Raw genomic sequence first — 12,139 nt, 5'->3', positions numbered from 1 at the left:
CCGACCCCGATCTCCGGGGTCGGCGGCGCTTTTCTTTGTGCGGCTTCGGGGGGCGGCAAAACCCCATCCTGTACGGCGGAGCACGGGCGGCGCCACCCGCCGCACGTGGCCGGCGGCCTCCAGGGTGACGCCCGCTGACCCGCACGGGGCCGGCCGCCGTTACGGCGTGCTCTCAACCGTCCAGGAGGGGCGGTGGGTCATGGTCTGCGGAGTGGGTGATTGTCGGAATTACGGGCCGGTCGGAGGGCTCAGGGCAGGCGGACGCCGGTGCGACGGGCTATCTGGGCCTGCAGCCTGGCCATCTGCCAGTGCAGCTCCAGCAGCTGCTCGGCGAGCTGTATCCGGGGAATCTCGGCCACGTCCTCGGTGGCCAGGTGGTCGATCGCGGTCGAAAGCTCCACCATCGCGCGCTCCCACTCCATCAGCGTACCTCGGATCGAATTGACGTTCGAATCCTATCGGAACGGCAGGCTCGCTGTCAGTCATTTGCCACTGCAGTCGCGCGCGTTTCGCACACAACAGCGAAAAGCGTGGATGTCGGTGTTTGTGGCCGTAACCCGGCAGGGCATCGGGCCGGAGCGGGGGGAGGCTCCGAGCCGTGAGCGGCGGCGGTCGCGCCGTGAGAGAGGTCAGCCCTTGTTGTAGGCGGCGATGACTTCCTTCGGGTCGCCGTCCATCTTGATCTTGCCCTTGTGCAGCCAGATGACGCGGTTGCAGGTCTCTTCGATGACCTTGAGGTCGTGGGCCACGAGGAAGACCGTGCCGGCGGACTCGCGGATCTGGCGGATGCGCTCCTCGCTCTTCTTGCGGAACTCGCGGTCGCCCGTGGCCAGGGCCTCGTCGATGAGGAGGACGTCGTGCGTCTTGGCCGAGGAGATGGCGAAGCGGAGCCGGGCGCCCATGCCGGAGGAGTAGGTGGACATGGGGAGCTGGACGAACTCGTCGATGCCGGAGAAGTCGACGATCTCCTGGTACTTCTCGCGGACCTCGGCGGGCGTCATGCCCATGGCGTAACAGCCGAGCACGATGTTGCGCTCGCCGGTGAGCTCGCGCATGAGGGCCGCGTTGACGCCGAGCAGCGAGGGCTGGCCGTCGGTGTAGACGGCGCCCTTGTGCGGCGGGAGGAGGCCCGCGATGGCCCGCAGCAGCGTGGACTTGCCCGAGCCGTTGCGGCCCACGATGCCGATGGCGTCGCCGTGGTAGGCCACGAAGGTCACGCCCTTGACCGCGTGGACCTCTTTCATCTGCGGGCGGCCCTGGCGCCTGAGGATGCGCGTGAGGGCGTTGACCGCGTTGCCCTTCTCGGCGTCGGAGGCCGCGCCGTAGACGCGGTAGACGATGTGGAGATCGTCGACGATGACGGTCGGAGTGCCCGTGGGGACGTCGAGTGGCCGCTTGCCCTGAGGCTCCGGATCGGGATGCACTCTCACATCCTTGCCGGTGACGGCGGGCTTCTCGCCCTTCACCTGTGACAGCTCCTTGGTAAGTTCAGCCACGCCCGTACCTCTCCTCGGACCGCCAGAAGTACCAGAAGCCGAAGCCGAGTGCGAACACCGCCCAGAATACGCAGGACGCCAGCACCATGGTGGGGGGGTGGTGGCCGAACTGCGGATTGTGGGTCGAGATGAGGATCTCGCGCATCCATTCGATGTAGGAAGCGGCGGGGTTCATGTACATCACATTGGCCACCCATTGGGGCAGCCCGGCGGAGCCGACGACCTTGTCCTGGATCGAGAAGAACACGCCGGAGGCGTAGAGCCAGGTGCGGGTGATGAACGGCAGCAACTGGTTGAGATCACGCATCGAGGCGCCGAGCCGGGCGACGATCAGGCCGGCACCGATGTTGAACATCGTCTGGAGCAGCAGCACCACGGGGATCATGAGCCAGAACCAGTTGAGCCCCTCGCCGGTGAGCATCACGATGACGAGCAGGATGCCCATGGAGATGGCGAGCTGCTGGAGCTCCTGGATCGTGTAGGCCAGCGGCAGCGAGGCGCGGGGGAAGTGGAGCGCTCTGATGAGCGACAGGTTGCCCGAGATCGACTTGGCGCCCGCGGTGACCGTGCGCTGCGTGTAGGTGAAGACGAACATCCCGGTCAGCAGGAACGCCGTGTAGTTGGGGATGTTCTTGCTGCCGCCGAGGATGAGGCCGAACATCAGGAAGTAGATGCCGGCGTTGAGCAGGGGGGTCAGCACCTGCCAGAGCTGGCCGAGAGCCGAGCTGGTGTACTTCGAGACGTTGCGCGAGGTCGCGTACGTCAGGATGAAGTGTCGCCGCTCCCAGAGCTGGCGCACGTAGACAGGGAACCTCGGCCGCGCGATGGCACGGCGAAGTCCGTATCTCTTGGCGAGCTTGGCCAGCGGCTCCTGCCCGCTTCGGCCGCCCGCCTGGGCGTCCGCGACAGCGGATTCCGGCTGGCTCATGGCAAGGACTCTATTGGATCCCGGTCGGTGGGGTGCCTGCCGCGCGGGTTGGCGGCAGCGTCAGTTGGACGGAGTCTTGGGACACTCGGTTCCCAAGGTGCCGTCAAGACCTGCTCAACCGTAGCCCAGCGCGGCGCGGTGCGCTGGCAAGGGCACGACCACTCTCATGTAGAGGGTAATTTTCATCGTCTGTTCACGTCCCGGCCGTACCGGTTACACGGGCTCTGTACGATTTGTTGCCTGTTGGGCTGAATGTCTGTGACGCTGGATTGGCACACGTGTGACCGAACTGCAACGCGCCAGAGACTCCCTGGTGGCAAGTAGTAAGGGATAGTCGCGATCGACTGGCAGGGCGTCGGCTGGTTTGACCATGTCAGCCAAACCCGGGGGGAAAACCAGGATCCCCCCGTCAGGCTGCTCACGATCACCGCAGCTCAGCGCTAACGCCCACCTGTAGAGGGAGGAATTCTTTCACCATGCGTGTTACTAAGGGCGCACAGATCGTCGCCGGTACCGCGCTGCTCGCCCTCGCGGTTGCCGCGTGTGGCGGTGGCGCCTCTGACAGTGGCGGCACTGCTGCCGGAGGCGGCGGGGAGACGCCGGTCCGCATGGAGATCGGCGAGCCCCAGGAGCTCCTGAACCCCCAGAACACGACCGAGACCGAGGGGTCCGAGGTCCTCGCCGCAGTGTTCTCCCCGCTGGTCCGCTACGACGAGAACAAGCAGCCGGTCGAGGAAGCCGCCGAGTCGATCACGACGTCGGACAGCAAGGTCTGGACGATCAAGCTCAAGTCCGGCTACACGTGGCACGACGGCACGCCGGTTACCGCCGCCGACTACGCTCGCGCGTGGAACTACGCGGCCCTGCAGGACAACGCCATGAGCTCGTCCTACTTCTTCGGGCGCGTCGACGGCTACGCCGACGTCCACCCGGGTGAGGGCAAGACGCCGACGGCCAAGGAGATGAAGGGTCTCAAGGTCGTCGACGACTCCACGCTCGAGGTGACGCTCTCGGCGCCGTTCTCGCAGTTCAAGACGATGCTGGGCTACACCGCGTTCTACCCGATGCCGAAGGCGGCCCTCGGCGCCGACGGCAAGGTGACGCAGACCTTCGGCGAGCAGCCGATCGGTCAGGGCCTGTTCAAGCTCGACAAGCCCTACAAGAAGGGCACCGACCAGACCATCGACCTGACGGTCTACGACAAGTTCCCGGGCGCCAAGCCGAAGAACTGGAAGAAGCTCCAGTTCAAGGTCTACACGAGCTCCGAGACCGCGTTCAACGACCTGCAGGCCGAGAACCTGGACATCCACGACTCGCTGCCGCCTTCGACGATCGCCACGGCCAAGTCCGTGCTCGGCGACCGCTACCACGACGAGCCCGACGCCGCCGTGGGTTACATCGGCGTCCCGCTGCAGTACAACCCCGAGTTCAAGGACCCGCAGGTCCGCAAGGCCATCTCGCTGGCCATCGACCGGAAGACCATCACCGAGACGGTCTTCTCCGGTACCCGCGCCCCCGCCGACGACTTCATCAACCCGGCCATCCCCGGCTACCGCCAGGGCGCCTGCGACGCGTGCACGTACAACCCGGCCGAGGCCAAGAAGCTGTACGACGCCGCCAAGGGCCCCAAGACCATCGAGCTGGGCTACAACGCCGACGGTGGCCACAAGGAGTGGATCGAGGCCGTCGCCAACAACCTCCGCGCCAACCTGGGCATCGAGGTCACGCCGAAGCCGTTCGAGAAGTTCCAGGGCATCCTGGACGCCCTGGACGCCAAGGAGTACAAGGGCCTGTTCCGTATGGGCTGGTCCATCGACTACCCGTCGGCTGAGAACTACCTGACCCCGATCTTCGGCACCGGCTCCATCGGCACCGGCTCGAACTACGGTGGCTACTCCAACAAGGAGTTCGACGAGCTGGTCTCCAAGGGTGACCAGGCCGCCGACGCCGCCGAGGGCCTGAAGTTCTACCAGCAGGCCGACGACATCCTCATCAAGGACCTCCCGTACATCCCGGTTTACTTCTACCGGAGCAACTTCGGGTACTCCTCGAAGGTGAAGAACGTCAAGCTCAACCTGCTCAACCAGGTTAACTGGGTCGACATCGAGAAGGCCTGACGTTCATTCGCGCGGTGGACGGCTCTTGCCGTCCACCCGCCGGAGGGCTGAGCTTGGAGGCAGCCACTCGAGCCGGGTGAACCACGGGCTCCGGGGGCTGCCTCCAAGTCATGTACCGGAGGGCTTGTATGGGCCGTTATGTCATCAGGCGCTTGATCCAGGCGATACCCGTCCTGCTCGGCGCCACGCTACTCATCTTCATGATTGTCTTCGCACTGCCAGGGGACCCCATCGCGGCGCTGTTCGGAGACAAGCGCCCGGACCCCGCGGTCGCCGAGGTCCTGCGTGAGCAGTATCACCTCAACGATCCGCTGCTGTTGCAGTACTGGTACTACATCAGCGGCGTGCTCTTCCGCGGTGACTTCGGCGTGAACTTCGCCGACGTCCCCGTCTCCCAGGTCATGGCCGGCAAGTTCCAGGTCACCCTGAACCTCGCGCTGACCGCCCTGGTGATGGAGGCGCTCATCGGCGTCGGCCTGGGCCTGTGGGCGGCGCTGCGCCGCGGCAAGGCCACCGACACCGCCATCCTGGCCTCCACGCTGCTGCTCATCTCGGTGCCCACGCTGGTCACCGGCTTCGTGCTGCAGCTGATCCTGGGCGTCAAGCTCAAGCTGTGGACCGGGCTGGACATCTTCCCGGTCGCGGGCACGTTCGCGGGCTGGCGCAGCTATCTGCTGCCCGGCTTCGTGCTCGCGGGGACGTCGATCGCGTACCTGACCAGGCTCACCAGAACCAGCCTGGTGGAGACGCTCAGAGCGGACTACATCCGAACGGCCACGGCCAAGGGCCTGCCGCGACGGCGCGTCATCGGCCGGCACGGGTTGCGTAACGCGCTGATCCCGCTGGTCACCTATCTGGGCGCCGACCTCGGCAACCTGATGGGCGGCGCGGTGATCACCGAGACGATCTTCAATCTCCCGGGGATTGGAAATCAGCTGTTCCAGTCGGTTTACTTGCGAGAACAACCGGTTGTGGTGGGGATCATCACCGTCCTGGTGCTGATCTACATCCTGGCCAACCTGGTCGTCGACCTGCTGTACGCCGTGCTCGACCCGAGGATCCGCTATGAGTAACCCAATCCCGCCGGTCGGGCCCGGGCTCCCGGAGACGCAGACACTGGTCACGGACACGGTTACCGATCCGGCGCCCACGCCACAGGGCAAGAAGGGCAAGGAAGGCAAGCCCGCGAGCTTGTGGAGCGACGCCTGGTACGACCTCAGGCGCCGGCCGATGTTCATCATCTCGGTGGTCATCATCCTGGTCCTGCTCGTCATGTCGTTCCTGCCGTCGCTGTTCACGGCGATCGACCCGTTCAACGCCAGGACCTGTGACCTGTCCACGGCCAGGCAGGCGCCCAGCGCCGGCCACCTGTTCGGCAAGGACAGCCTGGGGTGCGACGTCTACGCCAGGACGATCTACGGCGCCCGCAACTCGATCGTGATCGGCGTGTTCACCACGATCATCACCACGCTGGTCGGCGGCCTGCTCGGCCTGATCGCCGGCTACCGGAGCGGCCTGGTCGACACGGTGTCCTCGCGGCTCACCGAGATCTTCTTCGCCATCCCCCCGATCCTGGGCGCGCTGCTCATCGCCGCCACCTTCCGCGGCCGGGCCAACAGCATCATGCTGGTCATCCTCGCGCTGGCGGTGCTCGGCTGGCCGATGACGTTCCGCATCATGCGGGCGGCCGTGATCACCGCGAAGAACCAGGACTTCGTGGTCGCGGCCAAGGCGCTGGGAGCGAGCGCGGGGCGGATCATGTTCCGTCACCTGCTGCCCAACTCGCTGGCCCCGGTCATCGTCGTGGCCACGATCAACCTGGGCGGCTTCATCGCCGCCGAGGCCGCGCTCTCGTTCCTGGGCGTGGGTGTCCAGTCGCCGGACATCTCATGGGGTCTGATGATCGCCGACGCGCGCATCAGGTTCTTGGAGGCGCCGCTGCCGCTGGTGTTCCCGGCCGTGTTCCTCAGCATCACGGTGCTGGCGTTCATCATGATGGGCGACGCCGTACGCGACGCGCTCGACCCGAAGCTCAGGTAGAAGGGGGGATCAAGTGAAGAAGACGTCAACGGATGTGTTGCCCGCCGAGGGAGGGCTGGGCGACCAACCGCTGCTCGCGGTCGACAACCTGCACGTGGAGTTCCGTACGCGTGCCGGGGTCGTACGCGCTGTGAACGGCGTGAGCTACACGGTCAGCCCCGGTGAGACGCTCGCGGTGCTGGGCGAGTCGGGTTCGGGCAAGTCCGTGACCGCGCAGGCGATCATGGGCATTCTCGACATGCCGCCGGCGGTCATCCCCAAGGGGGAGATCCGCTTCAAGGGCACCGACCTGCTCAGGCTGTCGGAGGAGGCGCGCACGCAGGTGCGCGGCCAGCGCATCGCGATGATCTTCCAGGACGCGCTCTCCGCGCTCAACCCGGTGTTCACCGTGGGCTGGCAGATCAGCGAGATGTTCCGGGTACACCGCGGCATGTCCAAGCGCGACGCCATGAAGAAGGCCGTCGAGCTGATGGACCGGGTCCGCATCCCGGCCGCCAGGCAGCGCGTGAACGACTATCCGCACCAGTTCTCCGGGGGCATGCGCCAGCGCATCATGATCGCGATGTCGATCGCGCTGGACCCCGAGGTGCTGATCGCGGACGAGCCGACCACGGCGCTCGACGTGACCGTCCAGGCCCAGATCATGGAGCTGCTGGCCGAGCTGCAGCGCGAGAGCCAGATGGGCCTGATCCTGATCACGCACGACCTCGGCGTCGTGGCCGACGTGGCCGACAAGATCGCCGTCATGTACGCGGGTCGCATCGTGGAGAAGGCCCCCGTGCACGACATCTACAAGGGCCCCGCGCATCCGTACACGAAGGGCCTGCTGGAGTCGATCCCCCGGGTCGACCTCAAGGGCCAGGACCTGTACGCGATCAAGGGCCTGCCGCCCAACCTGCTCGACCTGCCGACCGGTTGCGCGTTCCACCCCCGGTGCCCCTACCGGCAGGACGACTGCGTGACCGACGCACCCCCGCTCCACGAGATCAGCGGCACCCGAGGCAGCGCGTGCCACTACTGGAGGGAGGTCCTCGATGGCGAACGGTGAGCGCATCCTCGAGGTACGCGACCTGGTCAAGCACTTCCCCCTGACCCAGGGCATCCTCTTCAAGCGGCAGATCGGCGCGATCAAGGCCGTCGACGGCGTGTCGTTCGACCTGCACAAGGGCGAGACGCTGGGCATCGTGGGCGAGTCGGGCTGCGGCAAGTCCACCCTCGCCAAGGTGCTGATGGCGTTGGAGCGGCCGACCTCGGGCTCGGTGCTGATCAACGGCCGGGACATCGGCAAGGCCAAGGGCGGCGAGCTCAAGCGGATGCGCCGCAACATCCAGATGGTGATGCAGGACCCGTACACCTCGCTGAACCCCCGGATGACCGTCGGCGACATCATCGGCGAGCCGTACGAGATCCACAGCGACGCGGCGCCGCGCGGCGACCGCCGCAAGAAGGTGCAGGAGCTGCTGGAGGTCGTCGGGCTCAACCCCGACCACATCAACCGCTACCCGCACCAGTTCTCCGGTGGACAGCGGCAGCGCATCGGCATCGCCCGAGGGCTGGCGCTCCAGCCGGAGATCATCGTCTGCGACGAGCCGGTGTCGGCCCTGGACGTGTCCATCCAGGCGCAGGTGATCAACCTGCTGGAGCGGCTGCAGAACGAGTTCGACCTGGCGTACATCTTCATCGCCCACGACCTGTCGGTGGTGCGGCACATCTCCGACCGGGTGGGCGTGATGTACCTGGGCAAGTTCGTGGAGCTCGGGAAGGACACCGAGATCTACGACAGGCCCGCGCACCCGTACACGCAGGCGCTGCTCTCGGCGGTGCCGGTGCCCGACCCGGAGGGCCGGGAGCAGCGGGAGCGGATCATCCTGCAGGGCGACCCGCCGTCCCCGGCGAACCCGCCGTCGGGATGCCGGTTCCGTACGCGGTGCTGGAAGGCGCAGGAGATCTGCGCCGAGGAGGAGCCGCTGCTGCAGATCCGTCCGGGTACCGGGCACGAAAGCGCCTGCCACTTCGCGGAGACGCACGACGTGGTGCACGTAGGCTGACACGCCTCATAAGACCCTCCGAGGGAGCTCCCCCGGAGGGTCTTCGCGTTTCTACGTGGTGACGATCAGCGCGGAGCCGTGGCCGAACAGGCCCTGGTTGGCGGCGAGGCCGACGCGGGCGACGGGGACCTGGCGGTCGCCGGCCTCGCCCCGCAGCTGCGCGGTCAGCTCGCAGAGCTGGGCGATCGCCTGGGCCGGGATCGCCTCGCCGAAGGAGGCCAGGCCGCCCGAGGGGTTGACCGGGATCCGGCCGCCGAGCCCCGTCTCCCCGTCGTGCAGCAGCTTGGCCGCCTCCCCTGGCTGGCACAGGCCGACGTCCTCCATCCAGTCCAGTTCCAGGGCCGTCGAGAGGTCGTACACCTCCGCCAGTGAGACGTCCTCAGGTCCCACCCCTGCTTCCTCGTACGCCGCGTGCGCGATCGCCGCTCTGAAGGGCCTCTCAGGGGCCGGTACGGCGACGCGGGAATCGGTGGCGAAGTTCGGCAGCTCCAGGATCGTGCTGGGGAAGGTCGGGGTGACGGTGGAGACGGCGGCCAGGCGTACCGGAGCCCGCAGGCCCCGGCGGCGGGCGTAGGACTCCGAGGCCAGGACCACCGCAGCGCCTCCGTCCGAGGTGGCGCAGATGTCCATGAGGCGCAGCGGGTCGGCGACCAGGGGCGAGGCCAGCACCTCCTCGGCGGTGACGGGCTTGCGGTAGCGGGCCATGGGGTTGAGCGAGCCGGCCCGCGAGTTCTTGACCTTGACGGCGGCGAAGTCGGCCGGGGTCGAGCCGTGCACGGCCATGCGCCTGCGGGCGTACAGGCCGAAGTAGGCGGGGTTGGTGGCGCCCAGCAGGCGGAAGCGGAGCCAGTCGGGGTCGTCGGGGCGGTCGCCGCCGACCGGTTTGAAGAAGCCCTTCGGGGTCGAGTCCGCCCCGACCACCAGCGCCACGTCGCACAGGCCCGCGAGGATGCGCGTGCGGGCGATGTCCACGGCCTGGGCGCCGGAGGCGCACGCCGCGTAGCAGGAGGCGATCCTGGCGCCCGACCAGCCCAGCGCCTGCGCGTAGGAGGCGCCCGCGACGAAGCCCGGGTAGCCGTTCCTGATCGTGTCCGCCCCGACCACGAACTCCACGTCGGTCCACGCCACCCCGGCGTCCCGCAGGGCCGCGCGGGCGGCGGCGACGCCGTACTCCAGGAAGGGCCTGCCCCACTTGCCCCACGGATGCATCCCGACGCCCAGCACGACCACGCTCATGAGACCCGCTCCCACATCCACATCAGCGGTCCGTCCGACAGCGGCCCGGAGGTGAGCTCCAGCTCCATGCCGACCTCCAGCTCGTTCACGGTGAGGCCCTTGACCTGCCCGAGCACCACGATCCCCACCTCGTCGAGCTCGACGGCGGCCAGCGTCACCGGCACGTACGGGTCCGCGGCGACGTAGGGGGCGGGGGGTGGGTAGCAGGCGTTCGTGTACGACCACACCCGGCCGCGGCGGGGGAGGCGGGTCGTCTCCATCGAGGTGGCGTCGCAGCGGGGGTTGGGGCAGAGGCCGGGACGGGGCGGGAAGGTGACGGTGCCGCAGGTGGCGCAGCTGGTGCCCAGGAGGAAGACGCCGTCCTCGTCGATGGCGAACCAGCCCTCGATCGCTAACGTCATGCCGCCAGTATCGCACAAGCGCTTGCTAGGGTAACGACTCGCCGACGTCCCTTCTGTCCTTTTGGGGGAGGGAGGGTCGGGTTGGGGGTCAGGGGCGGCGTTTGCGGTGGCGGACGAGGATGCGGGCGGACATCGCCGCGGCGAGCATCACCATGCCCGCCACCACCGGCCCCCGGGAGGCGGGCGGTGGGCCGTCGCCGAAGTACGGGCCGGGGTGGGCGAGGCCGGCGCCGGGCGGGTCCAGGCGGGCGGCCTCCCTCAGGGCGAGCAGGGCGTTGGCCACCCCGTGCCCGTAGGCGGGGCTGTGGCCGTCGGCCGGCTGCAGCCTGGTGCCGAGCTCGATGGCCGTCCGTACGTGGTAGGGCGACATGTCGGGATACGCGGACTTGATCAGGGCCGCCACGCCCGCCACCATGGCCGCCGCCGAGCTGGTGCCGTCGCTCACCACGTAGGAGTCGCGCGCGTCGGCCGTGACGATCTCGGTGCCCGGCGCGACCACCGACAGGTAGTCCTGCCTGTTGGAGAACGCGGCCACCCTGAGCTCCCGGTCCACCGCCCCCACGGCCATCACCCCGGGATAGGCGGCGGGGAAGTTCTTCCTGTTGGCCGTGCCGCCGTCGTTGCCCGACGAGGCCACCAGCACGGCGCCGCGCGCGATCGCGTACTGGATGGCCTCCTCCTCCGAGGGCGAGCCCTCCCACGCGCCGCTGCCGCCGCCCAGCGACATGCTGATCACGCCGGCCCCGTGGTCGACCGCGTACCGGATGCCCTTGGCCAGCGCGTCGCGCCCGCCGGCGCGCTGCTGCTCGCGCAGCGGGTCGCCGTTCTCCAGCGTGACCCGGATGGACAGCACCCTGGCCGCGGGCGCCACCCCGATCACGCCGCCCTTGTGCTCGTCGCCGTGGCCGCGCCCGGCGATCAGGCTGGCCATGGCGGTCCCGTGCCGCCCCCAGAGGCCCTTGGCGGTCCCGGTCAGGTCGGGGCCCTGGATCACGGCGCCCTCCAGGTCGGGGTGGCGGCCGTTCACGCCGGTGTCGAGCACGGCGACGATCACGCCCTCGCCCCTGCTCGACCGCCACGCCTCGGGCAGCCGCATCGCGGCGAGCTGCCACTGTCCCGCCCGGGCGGCCTCGCCCACGTCGTCGGTGGCGCTCGCCGGAACGGTTCCCACCACCAGCGCGGTGACGAGGAAGGCGACGGCGAGCCTGCTCATCGGGTGAGCGTCCGGTGCAACTCGGTGGCGAGCTGCCGCGCCGTGGCGCGCAGCCGGGGCGCGAGGCGGTCACCCGGCTGGTACGGCCGGCCGTCGGCGTACCCGGCGGCCGTCGCCACCACGTAGCGCTCGTCGGACCTGAGCACCACCCCGGTGAAGTACTGCCGCTCGCCGAAGCGCTCGGCCGGCCCCCGGGGAAAGGCCACCGGCCGCACGGTCGCGGGCCGTCCCACGCGGAAGTAGTCGCGTCCGGGCGTGTCGAGCACGGCGATGCCCACGGTGGCGACGAACGTCTGCGTGCTGTCGGCGTACGTGGCGCGCAGGGCCACGCGGCAGCCGCGCCGGACGGCGGCGGGCTGGAACGCCGTCCGGCAGGGCGCCTCGGGGGCGACCCCGGCCAGCTCGTACGTGACCCGCGCCCCCGACGGGCTGACCCCGGGCAGGGTCGCGGGGAAGATCTGCGCGACGGGCCACGCGTGCCAGCGCTCTGACACGGGCGGCTCCGGCGCGGGCCAGATCGCGGACATTATGGAGAGCAGCACGATGGACAGCTGGTACAACGTCGACCTCTGGAGGGGAGGGGAGGGACGCCCGCGCGTTGCATTCTGACACGTGCCCGCTGATTCATTCCGACGCTTCGGTAAACAGACCGATACGCGG

The 12,139-nt window shown here is 68.6% G+C and carries 12 protein-coding genes; 5 read left to right on the top strand and 7 right to left on the bottom strand.

What is annotated here, in order from left to right; genetic code table 11:
• Nucleotides 1-248: 248 nt before the first annotated feature.
• The 3 genes from ACWDX9_RS33665 to ACWDX9_RS33655 form a co-directional block, all read right to left on the bottom strand.
• The gene (locus tag ACWDX9_RS33665) at nucleotides 249-422 is read right to left on the bottom strand and encodes a hypothetical protein (protein ID WP_192788369.1); all 174 of its coding nucleotides are present in this window, start codon (nucleotides 420-422) and stop codon (nucleotides 249-251) included.
• 207 nt (nucleotides 423-629) lie between these two features.
• Nucleotides 630-1,496, bottom strand: a complete 867-nt coding sequence (locus tag ACWDX9_RS33660) for an ABC transporter ATP-binding protein (protein ID WP_397375432.1) — start codon at nucleotides 1,494-1,496, stop codon at nucleotides 630-632.
• Nucleotides 1,489-2,424: an ABC transporter permease gene (locus tag ACWDX9_RS33655; RefSeq protein WP_363985639.1), complete on the bottom strand. Its 936-nt coding sequence runs from the start codon at nucleotides 2,422-2,424 to the stop codon at nucleotides 1,489-1,491. Before ACWDX9_RS33655 ends, ACWDX9_RS33660 begins: the two co-directional genes overlap by 8 nt.
• 476 nt (nucleotides 2,425-2,900) lie before the next feature.
• Between ACWDX9_RS33655 and ACWDX9_RS33650 the strand changes: the two genes are divergently transcribed.
• The 5 genes from ACWDX9_RS33650 (at nucleotide 2,901) to ACWDX9_RS33630 (ending at nucleotide 8,629) form a co-directional block, all read left to right on the top strand.
• Nucleotides 2,901-4,541: a peptide ABC transporter substrate-binding protein gene (locus ACWDX9_RS33650; protein ID WP_363985641.1), complete on the top strand. Its 1,641-nt coding sequence runs from the start codon at nucleotides 2,901-2,903 to the stop codon at nucleotides 4,539-4,541.
• Nucleotides 4,542-4,651: 110 nt separating this feature from the next.
• Complete coding sequence (locus ACWDX9_RS33645) at nucleotides 4,652-5,614, top strand: ABC transporter permease (protein ID WP_318787149.1); 963 nt, start codon at nucleotides 4,652-4,654, stop codon at nucleotides 5,612-5,614.
• Nucleotides 5,607-6,581, top strand: coding sequence for an ABC transporter permease (locus tag ACWDX9_RS33640; RefSeq protein ID WP_449961073.1), 975 nt, complete (start codon nucleotides 5,607-5,609; stop codon nucleotides 6,579-6,581). The genes ACWDX9_RS33645 and ACWDX9_RS33640 overlap by 8 nt, the downstream gene beginning before the upstream one ends.
• A gap of 13 nt (nucleotides 6,582-6,594) precedes the next feature.
• A complete protein-coding gene (locus ACWDX9_RS33635; protein ID WP_449961070.1) occupies nucleotides 6,595-7,629 on the top strand; it encodes an ABC transporter ATP-binding protein in 1,035 nt (344 codons plus the stop codon).
• Nucleotides 7,616-8,629 carry an ABC transporter ATP-binding protein gene (locus tag ACWDX9_RS33630; RefSeq protein WP_449961067.1) on the top strand — a complete coding sequence of 338 codons (1,014 nt, stop codon included), beginning with the start codon at nucleotides 7,616-7,618 and terminating at the stop codon, nucleotides 8,627-8,629. The genes ACWDX9_RS33635 and ACWDX9_RS33630 overlap by 14 nt, the downstream gene beginning before the upstream one ends.
• 51 nt (nucleotides 8,630-8,680) lie before the next feature.
• On the opposite strand, the gene ACWDX9_RS33625 is transcribed toward ACWDX9_RS33630, so the two are convergent.
• The 4 genes from ACWDX9_RS33625 to ACWDX9_RS33610 form a co-directional block, all read right to left on the bottom strand.
• Nucleotides 8,681-9,865, bottom strand: a complete 1,185-nt coding sequence (locus ACWDX9_RS33625; protein ID WP_449961064.1) for a lipid-transfer protein — start codon at nucleotides 9,863-9,865, stop codon at nucleotides 8,681-8,683.
• Entirely contained in the window at nucleotides 9,862-10,266 is a 405-nt protein-coding gene (locus tag ACWDX9_RS33620; protein ID WP_449911999.1) for a Zn-ribbon domain-containing OB-fold protein, read from the bottom strand. The genes ACWDX9_RS33625 and ACWDX9_RS33620 overlap by 4 nt, the downstream gene beginning before the upstream one ends.
• 88 nt (nucleotides 10,267-10,354) lie before the next feature.
• Nucleotides 10,355-11,479, bottom strand: a complete 1,125-nt coding sequence (locus ACWDX9_RS33615) for a S8 family serine peptidase (protein ID WP_449911998.1) — start codon at nucleotides 11,477-11,479, stop codon at nucleotides 10,355-10,357.
• On the bottom strand, nucleotides 11,476-12,021 hold the full coding sequence (locus ACWDX9_RS33610) for a hypothetical protein (RefSeq protein ID WP_449961062.1): 546 nt from the start codon (nucleotides 12,019-12,021) through the stop codon (nucleotides 11,476-11,478). The genes ACWDX9_RS33615 and ACWDX9_RS33610 overlap by 4 nt, the downstream gene beginning before the upstream one ends.
• Nucleotides 12,022-12,139 lie beyond the last annotated feature (118 nt).

The sequence above is a fragment of the Nonomuraea sp. NPDC003201 genome (assembly GCF_053590415.1).
This window is presented reverse-complemented; position numbering and strand designations above follow the sequence as displayed.

Bases quoted from the DNA above. Each gene is read 5' to 3' on its own strand.
- ACWDX9_RS33640 (WP_449961073.1), top strand. From the start codon at position 5,607: ATGAGTAACCCAATCCCGCCGGTCGGGCCCGGGCTCCCGGAGACGCAG.
- ACWDX9_RS33655 (WP_363985639.1), bottom strand. From the start codon at position 2,424: ATGAGCCAGCCGGAATCCGCTGTCGCGGACGCCCAGGCGGGCGGCCGA.
- ACWDX9_RS33620 (WP_449911999.1), bottom strand. From the start codon at position 10,266: ATGACGTTAGCGATCGAGGGCTGGTTCGCCATCGACGAGGACGGCGTC.
- ACWDX9_RS33665 (WP_192788369.1), bottom strand. From the start codon at position 422: ATGGAGTGGGAGCGCGCGATGGTGGAGCTTTCGACCGCGATCGACCAC.
- ACWDX9_RS33645 (WP_318787149.1), top strand. From the start codon at position 4,652: ATGTACCGGAGGGCTTGTATGGGCCGTTATGTCATCAGGCGCTTGATC.
- ACWDX9_RS33650 (WP_363985641.1), top strand. From the start codon at position 2,901: ATGCGTGTTACTAAGGGCGCACAGATCGTCGCCGGTACCGCGCTGCTC.
- ACWDX9_RS33615 (WP_449911998.1), bottom strand. From the start codon at position 11,479: ATGAGCAGGCTCGCCGTCGCCTTCCTCGTCACCGCGCTGGTGGTGGGA.
- ACWDX9_RS33625 (WP_449961064.1), bottom strand. From the start codon at position 9,865: ATGAGCGTGGTCGTGCTGGGCGTCGGGATGCATCCGTGGGGCAAGTGG.
- ACWDX9_RS33630 (WP_449961067.1), top strand. From the start codon at position 7,616: ATGGCGAACGGTGAGCGCATCCTCGAGGTACGCGACCTGGTCAAGCAC.